This is a genomic window from Shimazuella kribbensis DSM 45090 (genome assembly GCF_000428065.1).
GTDB lineage: Bacteria > Bacillota > Bacilli > Thermoactinomycetales > Thermoactinomycetaceae > Shimazuella > Shimazuella kribbensis.
The window spans coordinates 70,730-84,137 of the sequence record NZ_KE386621.1 but is presented as its reverse complement, the minus strand read 5'-3'; the positions used below and the strand labels follow the sequence as shown (position 1 = coordinate 84,137).

Below are 13,408 nucleotides of genomic sequence, written 5' to 3'. Positions count from 1 at the left end.
CAATCATATGACCGCGTTATTTTTATATAACTCTTTCAGATCATTGATCTTTCTTTCAATGTAATCCCAAGTCTCCTGAATGGGTTTATAAATGTTCTTAATTGATCGGAATTTCCTTGATCTTAATGAGCTATAACTATGATCATAAGGAATAATGAATCCATCCTTTTTTTCTACCATGAAGACTTTTATTTCAACTTCTAAAACCTGCATATCGAAATATATCTGTATAAAAATTGAATGTGAATGATCAAGTACTACTTCATAAAAATCATCTTCATTTACATTCTTCTTTAGATTTTGTTCCGAATTGCTTTCTCTTTCTAGTATACTACGATCACTTTTAATTTTATTTATATCTATATACAAAGAATTACGTTCATCTGTTAGAAATGCCTTTGTTTCTGATTTTTCTTTAATTAATCCTACTTGCTCAATTTGCTTTTGTTTGTAATATTTTTCGTCTCGTATGATTTTATTAAAACTAAATATATACGTTAGCCACTTCCCTTTCTTTTCTAAAATGTGGTTTAACTTAGATTTAGTTTCTTCGAGTTCATTATTTATAAATTGTATTTGTTTTTCTGTCTCAGACAATTCAATTCCTATTTCCTGGATTCGAGCTTCTTTTTGATTCAATATAATCTGAAATTCATCATCAAATTTTTGAAGCTTGTAATCAGAATAATTTCGTTGAAACCTATCATAAGTTATGATTCCTAATTTTTCAGTAGGGTCAAAAAGCTCATCAAGAAATCGATTTTCATCAAAATATGGATTCATATCCTCCTTTGGATCATTTGTGAGAAAGGCAATTTGATGAGGAATTGATAAAATTTCCATTCCGTACCTATCCCTTTCGGTTATCACATAACCCCAACAAGCTACTTTCTTACCTATCAATTGATCAAGAAGCGTTTGATCATAGAAATGATCATGAACATAAATAAAAAAAGGAAATGAATGCTGACCAGACTCCTCAAAATGAAAGACAAAATAAGGGGAATTCACTTGTAATTGATTCACAGTCCCCACTACGATGTTTAATTTATCTACATATGGACGCTTTGTCTCTTTCACCGATTCGGTTGAGTAGACCAATTTATTGAACGACTTTGATTTTCCTTCAAAGGGAATCTTTAAGCCGCTGTATTCATTGTAAAATGACTGCATGTCATAATCCCGGAGTAAATATTCAATCAATCCAATGAATTTGATATGATCTTCCTGCATATGAACTTTCAATCTATCTATAAAGTCACAAATGACAACACTCTTTCCCTCATATGGCATAAGATTTAATTTTAATGTTTGATCATCTAGTTCAATATCCAATTTTTGAGTCATACTAATGAGAAATTTTCTTGGATTGTTATATGGGCAATCATCTAAATGTGAATCAGCTTCGTAACGATGGAATCGGTGACGAGGCAGAGTGTTCTGAGGAATACCAATTGTTTTGCGATTTCTTTTATAACAGGATGGACAATAAAAAACCGAATTAGGTTTTTCCTGCTTTATTTTTAATGCCTCGGTTGCGGATACTTTATTCCCAGTTTCATCAATCGCAAAATAGAATGCTCTATCATGTTCTTTGAGTTTTCCTTTCGGTTTGATACGGCCTTGATGCATTAGATCACTCCTTATTGACTTTTAATTTTACTGAATTGATTTACATGCAGTTTTTGTAGAAAAACAAAAAAATAATATCTATTTACATTTTAATCTAAATTATTAAAATATTCAAATTTACATACGGCGATTCCCCTTAAAGAAAAACAATTGCTAAAGGGAGAAACTTGAATTGCATCCTTATTTGAATTGAAATCATATAAATATCCCTGTGATCGCATAGTAGAATTTAACTCGAATTACATCTTGAGAAACCCTGTAAATAATTACAAGCTTTTTTGCACCTAGTGACAGCAACGCTGTTTTGATAAAATACAATCATATGTTCCTGATTGAGCATAAATATCATGAACGTATGGTTGTGAAGGGCTGCCCTAGTGGTGGCTCTTCGTATTATAAGGTTGTCCGGTTAAAGAAAAACATTTTGAGTTTTGAAAAGCAGGAAAATAAAGGCTTGTGTATAATAGTTAGTTGTCATATTTAAAATAAAAGGGCAGATCGAGATAAGGAACAATTTATGGCTACAGAGTATTTTCCGATCCTTGATATTGAAGAACAAGTAATTTTTATAATTGATGCTGATGATTTCGATGAAAAGTTTATTCCCATCAATAAAAATAATTTTGATGAGATACATGAGGATTTTGGGTTTGATGAATAACAACACAGAAGATCAAAAAGGAAATGTTCAAGATAGAGCCATAACATCATATTAATCGTAGAAGGCGCCTACTACGATTAATAAACCGTATCAAAAATGATACGGTTATTTGGTATACTCATCCCATGAAGTATAGGGGTGATGTTATGATTAATCTTCTAACTAAGAAAATCAGTAAACATTGGTCAAAGCTACGAGCTTTAGACTATACAGATCATGTTCATCTTGATAATGAACGACTAATCTTAACCAAGTTTAACCAGGTAAAACCCTTGATCTTACGAGCTGTAGAAGATTGCTCACCTGTATCCATTCGTAGTTGGATTAGTGATATTGCTATATATTATGGAAAAAATGATGATATCAAAAACCGTAACATTTGGGTTGATCTACACGAATGTTTTAAGCTTCTACAGGAACATGAATTGCTACAAATACATAATGGAGAATTAAAATAACCCCTCAAATAGAGGGGTTACGTTTACTTTTTATTTTCTCGTTCTTTACGTTTGCGATCTTCTTCTGCTTTCTTCAGTTCTTTTTCTTCAAGTAACTTTTTATATGCTTTTTCCATGGCTTCGCTGCCCTTGCTATTATCCATATAATCACGCATTTTACATTCTCCTTTTTTTTGGAGATCCAAGTAATAAACTCTAATAATTCAGATTAGAGATTCCACGCAAAATCCTTTTTTATTTTGCTTATTCATCTTCATACTCCTGATCAGAAGCCAAACTCGAACAGAACAGGTTGGTTCGCACAATCCATTACATTTCCAGTTCTGCTGTTAAACATCACAACAATAGCAACTATCTCTCTCATCTCCGATGAAAATTACTTTGTCGACATCTTATTTTTCCTTCAACTGGTTAATTTGCTCATCTACTCTCCGTTTTGCTTCTTTGACTGCATCAATAAGAATATCGATTTCTTCTTTTGTGAGGTTTTGTTTCATGTACGCTTCAATTGCTTTCTGAGCTTCTATTGGATCTGCTGGAATATACACGCTGTCTCCTCCTTTCGATCACTGTGGAAAGAATAAATACTCAGACGGCTCAAGGCGACCCATGGGATCTCTACCTATTAACTAAAGAGATCAAGTACATCGTCTCCATCGATCCAGCCACTGTAGTAATCATCAGGGGATAAATATTGTTGATGTAAAAAATGTCTGATATCTGAAACACTAGTGACTGTAGCTCGTTTGCCTGTCTCTATATCCTCAACAATCAGTACTTCCTCAATGTTGTTATAAAGGAACACAATCTCTTTCAGTTCTTGCATTTTGTCTCACTCCAAGTTGAATAAAGTATATTAACAGTTCATCTCACTGGCTCTGTTGGCCACGGCTCCATTTCAACACGATTCATTTTTCCGCTCCTTTACAGCTCTTTGATCTCAGATTTTCTACATGTTTCCTTGCTTCCATCACAAAATTTGACTGTAACTTCTGATCCTCTTATCTCAACGATGGTTGCATACTCACCATCAACTTTTACAAGGTCATCAACCGACATGGTAGAACCTCCTTTACGGATGGTCCTCACACATGGTAAAATTTCTTTGCCGAGAGTCCTCTACCATGTGTTGAGGGCTTTTATTCATTTGGTACTTGTCCCTCTTCAGCTTCGAATACTGCGTCTCCATCAGGGCCTTCCGCAACTATTAAAAGTGATGTAGAAACGATTTTCAACATTCATCTCACCTCCCTTATCTGGTCTATAACTTGTGGTATAGGCTTATTTGCTGTTCTGCTCGTATGTCAAACTGCGCAAATGCTTTTTGATGATTGTAATTCCTTGATTTCTTGAAGGAGTTGTTCTGTTGTGTAGTCCTCCATGGCATCATCTTTTCAGAATTTTTTTATTTTTTGGTAATAATCCAAGTATATAATTTACAATATGTAAAATCAATAAAATATTTTACGTTTTGTAAATTATATTTTCATTCTGTAGATCAAGACACACACTAACGTCATGCATAAAGTTTGTATAGAACAAATCATGTGAACCTCGCCTGCAATTTTTTCAACCTAGCTATCTAAACTGCTCCTTTTTGCATAGCCATCATTCTTTGTTGTGCTTTGTACATTCTGTAGGAACTTGCTTGTGATTCTATCAATAAGGTACTTCCTATCAATCTATCGAATACTCGCCCGTCTTCATCTAAAGGTCTACCTTTATTATCAATCGCAAACCATTTCCGCAATCTATCAAGATTTAGGTTGCTGGTTAGATTAGTGAGTTTTCCTTTTCTACCGTTCAAGATTTGAAACAGAAGACCGAATTCATAGCTACTCAATGGATTTAGGCCTATCTCATCTAACGTTAAAAGATCACATTTGATAGCTGCTTGTATGTAATCCTGGTCGCTCTTTTTTTCGTCTTTGAATGTGCTTTTAGCTAGTCCAAACAATTGAGTTACGTCAATAAATACAGATGCATAACCCTGCTGGATTAGCTTCTTATGGATGGAAGCAGCTAAATGACTTTTTCCAACTCCAACCGGACCAAACATATATAATCCGAATTCTTGATTTTGAAAATTTGTTGTGAAATCTTTTGCGATGCGATAAGCACTCTCTAACTCAGGTCTTTTGTTGAAGTTGTCAAAGCTGGCTTTTTTTAATTCCTCGTCTATCAATCCCTCACCATAAATCCGTTTTACCTTCTCCCGTTGGGCCGCTAATTCTCGTTCCCTGTGCTCAGCAAGCTCTTTTTCTTTGATGCAGTTGCAAACAGGTAACGGGCGTATGATTCTATCAAGTACATGTAACTCCAATCGTCGTATCTCTTTCCTACAGATCAAGCAGCAATGTGCTGAATCCATTTCATCCACGATAGACGAGGTGATCCCATTTTCCTTTTGACTGTTCAGTGGATTGGGTATTTGATCCAATACTTTGTGAAAATCCATCATAGTTAACACTCTCCCTGTTTGTATTTTCTCTTGCTAGCTTTTTTGCATGTTGATCTAAAATAACTGATTCGCAATAAGCAAATGAATTTATACGATCTTTGGGGTGCTTAGGTTTAAAGTTTTTAAAAGCCTGATCAATACCAGATAGGATATCTTCTAATGGTATTTTGGCTTTCAGAAGGTTTTTCATAGATTCATAGTCTTTCGGGTTAGGTATAACTCCAACACCACGACCTATGATTTGATTCTGAATGTATTGTTCTTCGATCTTTTTTAACGAACTTTCTTTATGAGCTAATAAATCATCTTCATCTTCTTTTGAACCAGATACGAGGTTGAAGGAATCAGGAATCAGGTTAAGGGAATCAGGAATCAAGTTAAAGGAATCAGCAAGATTTATTGTATGCTTTTCTGGTTCTTGTACTGGACTTGTATGGTGCTTGTCCAGTTCTTCCGAAATCCCTTTATTTATACAGGATTTCGCTGATTTGTTATTCTCAAAAATTTCTCCTCCATCCATTTCATCTGAATCAGCTAGCTTATCTTTCTTCGTCTTTTTTTCTTTGTCATCACCAGAACCAAAACTATTTTTTTCTTGTTTATTATCTTGTTGTGCTTGTACAATACTTGCACTAGATAAGTCTGGTGCTGGTATGGTACTTGCTTTTTCTTTTACATGTGGATTTTGATGTTTGTTCCAGCCAGTAATCTGAATATATTTTCCACCATTAACCTGATAACGCATGATGAATTTTCTATCGTTAAGCTCGTCCAATAACTCGACTACATCACAATTGTCATATGGTAAAATCTCAGCTTTGATTCTCTTGGGACGATCTTCTATTCTTCCTTCCCTGTCAGCTATGGTCCAAAGTCCGGCAAAAAGTAATCTTCCAAGAGGATCAACTTCCGCCAATAAATCATTTAGAAAAAATCCTGGCTTAATATTTCGGGATCGTGCCATTTCATACATCACCTTTCTATGCTTGTCCAAATCTCTAGCAAAAAAGGGGCTAACTACTCCCCACACGTTTTTTGGGCTCTTGAGTTATCCAACTTACAAACCTTGCAGGGTGCATATTGTTTTGTTCGAAATACGGTGCAAATGCTTCGTAAAAAGCCTGTTTGATGTCTTTTGTACCGTATATTTCCTTGCCTACGCTTAGTTTTGATTTCTTCAAACTAATCACCCCTTCCATTCAATGTATGCAAACATTCAATGCATAAAAGCATGTCTTATTTAAATTTAAATCAGAAAATAGAACGAATATTCAGATTTATATACCTGTTTTATTTTGGTGAACCAATCCGAAGCACTCCTTTGACTCCTGTTCGGAGTATAAATCCGAAGATATTCAATATTTTTTTTGGAGCAAAAATTAGAAGGATTATCAAAAGGATTATCCCAACAACAAAAAAGAAATTGGAAAGTGCATATACAATTCCTACAATGTACCCTAGGGCCATCAATAACCAGAATAAACGGTCTAATTTTTTAGAGTGGATTTCAATTGTTTTTTGCCCGACATTAATATGAATTTCTTTATTATTTATAGCCACATCTACATCTTGTTTACTTGTTCTTTGAATGATACGTTCAATAAAATATGTTAGTTTGAAGAGCAGATAAATGATAAGTAAACAAGTTGTTGTTATGATGATGAGTCCTCCCGTTTCGGAAGCGGATCGGAAGAAATTATCCAGCTGTACAAACATCATTTTCACCTCCCTCAAAAGAGATTGTCATGTGCCACTCGATTCAAATTTTTAAAAGAAAAGATAAAAAGAGTGCATATAAAGAAACTTGCAATAAAAATAGTTCTGGTAATTCATGCGAAAATCTATTGAAAAATAACGCTCGAAATAGATTTGGCAGGGTGTACTTAAGGAAAATGTATTAAGTACACCCTTTAATACAGGGTCATACGTTCTTCTTTCGCATATTTTCGATAAATTCTTTTAGATGTAAAGTAAATTCATCTTGCATACAAACTGTATGTTTTAATCCCATATTCGTTAGCATATCTGGTATGCCAGGGAACCGACTTTCAGCTTCTGTTACAAAGAAAAGATGAGGAAATCTATTCTCACTTGCTAGACTGAATGCTTTGTTGTACCAAGGTTTCCATTCTTGAATTTCTTTGTATTTACGAAACTTCTGAGATAGCTCAGGGAATTTTTTTCTTTTCCTAAAATCCATTGTTCCTGTGTCATATTCAAAAAAAGCAGTATATTTTTTTCCGTTTGTCTGATCCTCCATCATGCAAAAAGCATCAGGATTTAATTTGTTTTCATGGTTTACGATTCCATTTCCGCATTCATATGCCCATCCTCTAATCTCAACATCCATTGTTTTTAATAGCTCTCTTGTCTGAATCTCCATATCATGAATTCTTAGGATATGGTGAGCTTTCTTTGGAAGGATCACCTCACCATTTTGATGCTGAATCCGTTTATAGTGTCTCTGCCAGCCAACGTACTGACTTCCAATTTCACCTAGTGCGACTATGATCGTCTTCTTGATGTTGTTATCCCATTGCTTTATCGTTTTTCGAGTAGCCTTGTCTAAAAAGAATGTCTCATGGAGTTTGTTTATATCTCTCCTTAGTAGGAGCTGACTTTGGGACTGATGCCCAAAATCAGGATGGAAATATTCTAACTGGTCAATTGTTAGTAAGTGGTGCGTTTTCAGAATCTGGAGTATGGTTTCTTTTCTCTCTGTAAGTTCCACATTGGTTTTCGCCCAATCTAAGGACAGCTCACTTTTTGGAAGTCTTAGTCTTTTATAAGTGCTGCGAATTCTTGATCGATAGCTTCCTCCAAATTTTGAACTGCTGGCGTTGCTTGTTCCTGACATGCTTTCCCCTCCTCATCTTGCTCTTGTCTGTTGTAAATCATCTCTTCAACTTCTGCTATAGGACGGCCTAACTTATTTTTCATCGATCTAGATTCTTCTAAGTTTATCTTTTGATAAACGGGAAACCTCATATCAATTGGCTCAATCAACTTGGATCGGAAAATATGTGTTTGCTTTGCTACATCCACCCGAAAGATTCCACAATACTGCATGTTCATAAGGTCTTTAAAATCTTCCAAATCATAAGGAGCTAATAGTGCTGACATGGACTTAAAGAAATCATTACCACCCTTTAGCAACACAAGGTTTGGTCTCGCGTCTTCAATAGCTCGAATCAATCTATCTTTGTTTTTACCTGCCTCGTTGAAGCTGGACCAGCCATGAACAGAGAAAACAAAACGAAAACGGTACTTCCTTGGCTCTTTAAACAGGCTACCGAATAGATTTTGAATAGCTCGTTGGTCAATCACTTGGTGAAGTTCATCGACTACCACCAAACATTCTTTTCGTTTATCTTGCTCGATCCGTTCCCTCGAAAGCATAAGCATCCAGATTTTAATGAAGTAATGGGTAAACAGAAATTTGCGTAGCTCTTGGGAGATTTCTTGTCCGCTACCAGGTAGATAGATCAGAACAAGATACGGTTCGGTGTTCATCCACTTATAGAAGTCAATTTCTTCGTTTACATCTTGGGCTACCAGGTTCATGAAATCATCATCAGCCATAAACGGGATAAGACGATTCTTAATTGTCTTCAACACAGAGGGATCATTGATCATATCGGTTGCATTGTCTTCTAGGATTTGCATCAAACTGAACCTTTTTTTCTTCTCTAATCGTTTTTGAATCACATCAAATAGGTATTTTTGATCTTTGAGTATCCGTAGTGCATCAATCAAATTACCTTTTCCTACTTCGTAGCTTGCTTGCAGCGCTGCTTTAAAATAACGTTCGACAGCTACTGTTTTGCTATCATCCCCCATTGAGTCAAGGAGGATTTTTGTCTCCGTATCCGCGACCTGCTTTTTGATACTACGGCTGTCTTTGTTAACCTTGAGCACATCGTGAAATCCTACATAGATGGGATTTGCTGTATCAGCATGATTGAGGATGATTACATTTTTCCTTGACCATTCTGGGATGTGTTGCTGGACGTTTTTCATCAATGCACCGTCTGCTACTTCGAAAGCAATGACAGACCTTCCATATATCAACCACTCTTTTTCATTGGTAGATCCACCAAGGTATGTTTCTAAGATTTGATTTTCTAAGTAACTTGTTTTTCCACTTCCTTGCTCTCCGACTACAATTGTTCCTTTCACTCGGTCATCCAGTTCCGTTTTACTAATCGGGCGTGGCATGTAGACGATTTGGTTATTGTATAAATCACGCCCAAAGGCTAGTGATCCAATTTTATTTTTGAGCATCATTTCTGGTATCTGGGTTTTCTGAATTTGTTCAAAGTAAAATGACTCATCTATTTCTTTCACATTAGGCATATAGAGGAATTTGCTTAATTCCGTTTGATAGAGGCACAACTGTGGAACCACATCATATTGAAGCTGCCCTTTCTGAACTCGCTTGAGATCAGGTCTAACAGATACAACTTGGAGTTCATTCTCTCCCTGCATATCCGTCATGAGTCTTTGCAGCTTGGTTTGAAATTGCTGTGCCTTTTCCTTAGAATCTGTCCACAGCAGAAATAATAACTCCACTTGTGTGTATCGATTTTCCGCAGTCTTTCGGTTAGTCCACTCCCATTCATCTGCTTTTTTATGAACCATCCCTTTCAACCAACTACTCTTTTCCTTTAAACGATTTACTACTTCTTGATGTTTCTCGATTTCCGATTCATCATGAAATTGCTCGTATAACAATTTCGTCCCCTTTGCGATCCACTTTTTGGAGTGGTTCCATATCGAATATCTTTGGTTAGGATCTATTCCTGCTAGTAAATCCAGCAGTTCTACTCGTTTTTTCTTATGATCCACTACTTCTTTCATCGTTAAGCTATAAAGCAAATCATCTTTACCTGTAGATAGAAGGAGGGATTTGATTTGTTGACGAAAGTCTTGCTCTAGGTTGATTGCATATTGTTCCAACCCCCGAACCGCAAAAGCATATAGATTTTCATCAAATAGCTCCAAATCTTCTGATACAAATCGACAGCTTTGTGCATCGGATAAGATAGACGCTTGGAGCATTGGGCATAAGGGCTTCTTTATTTGCTTAAATGACTCTTGATCCTGATCTTGTGGAAACGTCACCAATTGATGGATTTGTCCATCCTTCTTATAAAGTTTGAAACTGAAATTCGGTTCGTCTCGGTAAACCCATTCTTTCCCTTGGCGAATCTTACCCGTCCCAGTGAACAAATCGTTCATATGCGTGATGGTATGAATGATTTGTTTAAAATCATTTGGTTCCACTATAGGTATTTGCCCCAACGGTTTGATGGGAATCACACGAAAACTATCTGTTTTGATCCGTTTATATTTCATGGGTTTTCCTCCTTCTCAGGTGTACTAAAGGGTGTACTTATGGAAAATGGGCTAAAAAATAAAGGACTAGCTAAAAAATTAGTCCTCATAATGGTTGGTTGTATTATCCGTGGTTTGTTCTCTTTTCTGTTCTTTCATTTCCAAAAACTTATACAATCCGACAAGAAATCCAGCACCTGCCACGCTAATCAAGAAAGCTGTTAGTGGTTCCATGAAGTAGTCACCTCCTTGATAATCTCAGCCTCTGCATTTGGCATATATTTTGGATACTTCTGTTTCACATAACCAGATGGGATACCACACAGAAACACCAGTGCAATAAAAAATGACAAAACCGTGATTCCCACTCGTTTGGTATCACCCTTGACCGCTCGCTTTATGACCAAGCCAAGTAAGAAAAGTTGAAGAATTTTGTAATACATCAACACCGTGATGGACATATATATCACTTGCAGAATAGGATTCATGGTCCTAGTTTCCTTTTACCGATTCATTAACCGCACCAGTAACTTGAGCCGTGATAAAATCAACAATCGCTGTCAATGGCTTCATTAACGCTTCACCTGTATGCATAGCGAATGCTGGAAGTCCTGGGATCATCCCGAAAACAATCAAGATAAAAATCAAATGAAAAAACTCTTTCTTGGTATCTTTGATTGAGGATTCCTTTTTCCAAAAGACTCTGATCATCCGCCAAGCTCCAATGATAATTAAAACCGAATTTGCAAGGGTAAATATTCCCGCTAAATTCAACTTCCTCACCCCTTTTCAGTTGTCAAAGTTCTAAATTACTTTCCCTTGATCCATCGAGGTATCAGGGATTTGATCTTGTCTAAACTGTGTTGAAATGCTGGATTTATTAGGTTGTCATATAGATTTCGCAATATAAGGACAATTGGTGCTACGACTATGATTACCAAGCCAATAATGATGAATGTTTTCATCATCGGCATCACCTTTTCAGAATTTTTTATCCTATGTTAATAATCTGAGTATATAATTTACAATATGTAAAATCAATACTAAAATTGACAAATTGTAAATTTTCTTTCCATTTCGTTAATTATGACGTACACTATACTAAGTTAGTAAGAAATCGAGGTGAATCATAAAATGACAATATTGGCTCAACGACTAAAAGAAGCAAGAGTTGCAGCTAACTTTAAACAGAAAGAAGCTGCCGAAAAAATAGAAATCTCCAATGGATCTCTGTCACTGTATGAAAAGGGAAGGCGCGATCCAGACCCACAGACTTTATCCAAATTGGCTGACTTATATAATGTTTCTGTAGATTGGCTCTTGGGGCGATTTTCTTCGACTCGTAAAGGTTTTGGCAGAGATCATAAAAACAAGGCTACAAAAAAATATCTTGATCTCCAGATTTACAATACATTAGCTGATCTTCCAGATAACATACGTAAGGAGTTGCAGCCTCCTGTGTTGTTTTACCAAGTATTACAACTACGAGACGGTGTACCTATCACCATTTCAAAATCTTATCTTCCCAATTCTTTACCTATTGAAGATTTGAAAAAAGCCCTTGAGGAAGTAAAAGAAAATCCGACACTTAGTTTGTATAAAACCTTGGAATCATTCGGAAGAAAACCCATCTCTTGTGATGAGGTTTTAATTGTGGGTAAACCTGTAAATGAAGAAATCGATCTTTTAGGAATTGAAGAGAATGTACCAGTAGCTAGAATTACTCGAAAGACTTTCGATGCATCCAGTAAACTTGTGGAGTATTGCCAGCTTACAAGCCGGACAGATGTGTACCAGTTTGAATATCAATTTATGTTATAAAATAGGGGGAAATTTAGCATGAAGTTTAATCATCAAGAAATAATAGATTATTACAACCTAACAAAACTACCTTTTGTTGTTTTGAAGACAGCCATGACCTTAGATGGGAAATTGGCCACTGAATCAGGAGACAGCAAGTGGGTAACAAATAGTATTTCTCGGGAAAATGTACATTATATACGCCACAATCTCGATGGTATCATGGTTGGGATCAACACAGTTTTAAACGATAATCCAAGTCTGACTACACGATTACCTGAAGGAGGAGGAAAAAACCCAATACGGATCGTAGCTGATAGCAAGTTACGCATTCCACTTGATTTCACCTTAGTTAACACTACAGAAGAAGCACAAACATGGGTTTTTTGTTCCGAAGAAGCAGATGAAAAGAAAGCAAGACAATTGGAAGAGCGTGGAGTGAAAGTATTTCGTGCTGGTAATAACTCAGTTGATCTAGTGAAAGTAATGAAAATTTTAGGAGAAAATGGAGTCAAATCCGTTTTGTTGGAGGGTGGAGGTCAGCTTAACTGGTCCATGCTAGAAGCTGGTCTTATTCAAAAAGTAGTATCATTCATTGCTCCGAAACTACTTGGAGGAAAGCGAAGCATTACACCAATTGGTGGTAAAGGATTCGATTTAATGGCACAGGCAGTTGAATTAGAAAACATCTCAATAGAAAGATTTGGGGATGATATTTGTATTACTGGATATCCAATAAAAAAATAAAACGATTCAAAAAAACCAATGCTATAGGCTGTATACCTTCTACATTGGTTTTTTGTTTAAAAGTTTTCAAAAGGTACATATTACATTGAATCAAATCTTCAACACAAAAGAGACCGTCAGAGTCTATTTTAATCCAGTATTTAGATAAAAATATTTTCCTAGTGCTAAGATGAGGGATTTATCATAAGACACATATTCTTCGTAAAGAAAACATTTCAATCCACTCATCCATATAGGGTGCGACCTTTCTCCCACATGGCTAATATACGGCGTTTGGTATTTCAATCCACGCACCCATATAGGGTGCGACTC

At 36.0% G+C, this 13,408-nt stretch carries 19 protein-coding genes; 4 read left to right on the top strand and 15 right to left on the bottom strand.

Features of this window, described 5'->3' with window-relative positions; all coding sequences use genetic code 11:
- Nucleotides 1–3 precede the first annotated feature (3 nt).
- On the bottom strand, nucleotides 4–1,632 hold the full coding sequence (locus A3GQ_RS0122210; protein ID WP_028778873.1) for a hypothetical protein: 1,629 nt from the start codon (nucleotides 1,630–1,632) through the stop codon (nucleotides 4–6).
- Nucleotides 1,633–2,149: 517 nt separating this feature from the next.
- Between A3GQ_RS0122210 and A3GQ_RS27585 the strand changes: the two genes are divergently transcribed.
- The gene (locus A3GQ_RS27585; protein ID WP_156877907.1) at nucleotides 2,150–2,293 is read left to right on the top strand and encodes a hypothetical protein; all 144 of its coding nucleotides are present in this window, start codon (nucleotides 2,150–2,152) and stop codon (nucleotides 2,291–2,293) included.
- A gap of 146 nt (nucleotides 2,294–2,439) precedes the next feature.
- The gene (locus tag A3GQ_RS0122200; RefSeq protein ID WP_028778872.1) at nucleotides 2,440–2,751 is read left to right on the top strand and encodes a hypothetical protein; all 312 of its coding nucleotides are present in this window, start codon (nucleotides 2,440–2,442) and stop codon (nucleotides 2,749–2,751) included.
- Between the two features lie 23 nt (nucleotides 2,752–2,774).
- Here A3GQ_RS0122200 and A3GQ_RS28325 read toward each other — a convergent pair whose 3' ends face one another.
- From A3GQ_RS28325 to A3GQ_RS0122130, 13 genes are all read right to left on the bottom strand, one after another.
- On the bottom strand, nucleotides 2,775–2,906 hold the full coding sequence (locus tag A3GQ_RS28325) for a hypothetical protein (RefSeq protein WP_281170857.1): 132 nt from the start codon (nucleotides 2,904–2,906) through the stop codon (nucleotides 2,775–2,777).
- 237 nt (nucleotides 2,907–3,143) lie between these two features.
- On the bottom strand, nucleotides 3,144–3,299 hold the full coding sequence (locus A3GQ_RS27580; RefSeq protein WP_156877906.1) for a hypothetical protein: 156 nt from the start codon (nucleotides 3,297–3,299) through the stop codon (nucleotides 3,144–3,146).
- A gap of 77 nt (nucleotides 3,300–3,376) precedes the next feature.
- Nucleotides 3,377–3,577 carry a hypothetical protein gene (locus A3GQ_RS0122185; protein ID WP_028778871.1) on the bottom strand — a complete coding sequence of 67 codons (201 nt, stop codon included), beginning with the start codon at nucleotides 3,575–3,577 and terminating at the stop codon, nucleotides 3,377–3,379.
- A gap of 98 nt (nucleotides 3,578–3,675) precedes the next feature.
- Complete coding sequence (locus tag A3GQ_RS28320; protein ID WP_281170856.1) at nucleotides 3,676–3,810, bottom strand: hypothetical protein; 135 nt, start codon at nucleotides 3,808–3,810, stop codon at nucleotides 3,676–3,678.
- A gap of 523 nt (nucleotides 3,811–4,333) precedes the next feature.
- A complete protein-coding gene (locus A3GQ_RS0122170; protein ID WP_083964366.1) occupies nucleotides 4,334–5,212 on the bottom strand; it encodes an ATP-binding protein in 879 nt (292 codons plus the stop codon).
- Nucleotides 5,124–6,176: a hypothetical protein gene (locus tag A3GQ_RS25395; RefSeq protein ID WP_051272275.1), complete on the bottom strand. Its 1,053-nt coding sequence runs from the start codon at nucleotides 6,174–6,176 to the stop codon at nucleotides 5,124–5,126. The genes A3GQ_RS0122170 and A3GQ_RS25395 overlap by 89 nt, the downstream gene beginning before the upstream one ends.
- A 49-nt stretch (nucleotides 6,177–6,225) precedes the next feature.
- Nucleotides 6,226–6,393, bottom strand: a complete 168-nt coding sequence (locus A3GQ_RS27575; RefSeq protein WP_169818327.1) for a hypothetical protein — start codon at nucleotides 6,391–6,393, stop codon at nucleotides 6,226–6,228.
- A gap of 109 nt (nucleotides 6,394–6,502) precedes the next feature.
- On the bottom strand, nucleotides 6,503–6,928 hold the full coding sequence (locus A3GQ_RS0122155) for a hypothetical protein (protein ID WP_028778869.1): 426 nt from the start codon (nucleotides 6,926–6,928) through the stop codon (nucleotides 6,503–6,505).
- A 205-nt stretch (nucleotides 6,929–7,133) separates the two neighbouring features.
- Nucleotides 7,134–8,069: a replication-relaxation family protein gene (locus A3GQ_RS0122150; protein ID WP_083964377.1), complete on the bottom strand. Its 936-nt coding sequence runs from the start codon at nucleotides 8,067–8,069 to the stop codon at nucleotides 7,134–7,136.
- Entirely contained in the window at nucleotides 7,988–10,570 is a 2,583-nt protein-coding gene (locus A3GQ_RS0122145) for a type IV secretory system conjugative DNA transfer family protein (RefSeq protein ID WP_028778867.1), read from the bottom strand. The genes A3GQ_RS0122150 and A3GQ_RS0122145 overlap by 82 nt, the downstream gene beginning before the upstream one ends.
- Before the next feature lie 78 nt (nucleotides 10,571–10,648).
- Nucleotides 10,649–10,783, bottom strand: coding sequence for a hypothetical protein (locus A3GQ_RS28315; RefSeq protein ID WP_281170855.1), 135 nt, complete (start codon nucleotides 10,781–10,783; stop codon nucleotides 10,649–10,651).
- Nucleotides 10,771–11,037 (bottom strand): hypothetical protein, encoded by a 267-nt coding sequence (locus tag A3GQ_RS0122135; RefSeq protein WP_028778866.1) that lies wholly within the window; start codon nucleotides 11,035–11,037, stop codon nucleotides 10,771–10,773. Before A3GQ_RS0122135 ends, A3GQ_RS28315 begins: the two co-directional genes overlap by 13 nt.
- A 4-nt stretch (nucleotides 11,038–11,041) precedes the next feature.
- Nucleotides 11,042–11,323, bottom strand: coding sequence for a hypothetical protein (locus tag A3GQ_RS0122130; protein ID WP_028778865.1), 282 nt, complete (start codon nucleotides 11,321–11,323; stop codon nucleotides 11,042–11,044).
- A gap of 360 nt (nucleotides 11,324–11,683) precedes the next feature.
- On the opposite strand from A3GQ_RS0122130, the gene A3GQ_RS25960 reads away from it, so the two are divergent.
- Both A3GQ_RS25960 and ribD read left to right on the top strand, forming a co-directional pair.
- Nucleotides 11,684–12,370: a helix-turn-helix domain-containing protein gene (locus A3GQ_RS25960; RefSeq protein ID WP_051272273.1), complete on the top strand. Its 687-nt coding sequence runs from the start codon at nucleotides 11,684–11,686 to the stop codon at nucleotides 12,368–12,370.
- An 18-nt stretch (nucleotides 12,371–12,388) separates the two neighbouring features.
- Complete coding sequence (ribD, locus tag A3GQ_RS25385; protein WP_051272270.1) at nucleotides 12,389–13,096, top strand: bifunctional diaminohydroxyphosphoribosylaminopyrimidine deaminase/5-amino-6-(5-phosphoribosylamino)uracil reductase RibD; 708 nt, start codon at nucleotides 12,389–12,391, stop codon at nucleotides 13,094–13,096.
- A gap of 123 nt (nucleotides 13,097–13,219) precedes the next feature.
- Here the strand turns inward: ribD and A3GQ_RS27910 are convergent.
- The coding region (locus tag A3GQ_RS27910; protein WP_211227756.1) for a hypothetical protein at nucleotides 13,220–13,408 on the bottom strand (189 nt) is incomplete at its 5' end.

Bases quoted from the DNA above. Each gene is read 5' to 3' on its own strand.
- A3GQ_RS0122210 (WP_028778873.1), bottom strand. From the start codon at position 1,632: ATGCATCAAGGCCGTATCAAACCGAAAGGAAAACTCAAAGAACATGAT.
- A3GQ_RS27585 (WP_156877907.1), top strand. From the start codon at position 2,150: ATGGCTACAGAGTATTTTCCGATCCTTGATATTGAAGAACAAGTAATT.
- A3GQ_RS0122200 (WP_028778872.1), top strand. From the start codon at position 2,440: ATGATTAATCTTCTAACTAAGAAAATCAGTAAACATTGGTCAAAGCTA.
- A3GQ_RS28325 (WP_281170857.1), bottom strand. From the start codon at position 2,906: ATGCGTGATTATATGGATAATAGCAAGGGCAGCGAAGCCATGGAAAAA.
- A3GQ_RS0122185 (WP_028778871.1), bottom strand. From the start codon at position 3,577: ATGCAAGAACTGAAAGAGATTGTGTTCCTTTATAACAACATTGAGGAA.
- A3GQ_RS28320 (WP_281170856.1), bottom strand. From the start codon at position 3,810: ATGTCGGTTGATGACCTTGTAAAAGTTGATGGTGAGTATGCAACCATC.
- A3GQ_RS0122170 (WP_083964366.1), bottom strand. From the start codon at position 5,212: ATGATGGATTTTCACAAAGTATTGGATCAAATACCCAATCCACTGAAC.
- A3GQ_RS25395 (WP_051272275.1), bottom strand. From the start codon at position 6,176: ATGGCACGATCCCGAAATATTAAGCCAGGATTTTTTCTAAATGATTTA.
- A3GQ_RS0122155 (WP_028778869.1), bottom strand. From the start codon at position 6,928: ATGTTTGTACAGCTGGATAATTTCTTCCGATCCGCTTCCGAAACGGGA.
- A3GQ_RS0122150 (WP_083964377.1), bottom strand. From the start codon at position 8,069: ATGTCAGGAACAAGCAACGCCAGCAGTTCAAAATTTGGAGGAAGCTAT.
- A3GQ_RS0122145 (WP_028778867.1), bottom strand. From the start codon at position 10,570: ATGAAATATAAACGGATCAAAACAGATAGTTTTCGTGTGATTCCCATC.
- A3GQ_RS28315 (WP_281170855.1), bottom strand. From the start codon at position 10,783: ATGGAACCACTAACAGCTTTCTTGATTAGCGTGGCAGGTGCTGGATTT.
- A3GQ_RS0122135 (WP_028778866.1), bottom strand. From the start codon at position 11,037: ATGAATCCTATTCTGCAAGTGATATATATGTCCATCACGGTGTTGATG.
- A3GQ_RS25960 (WP_051272273.1), top strand. From the start codon at position 11,684: ATGACAATATTGGCTCAACGACTAAAAGAAGCAAGAGTTGCAGCTAAC.
- ribD (WP_051272270.1), top strand. From the start codon at position 12,389: ATGAAGTTTAATCATCAAGAAATAATAGATTATTACAACCTAACAAAA.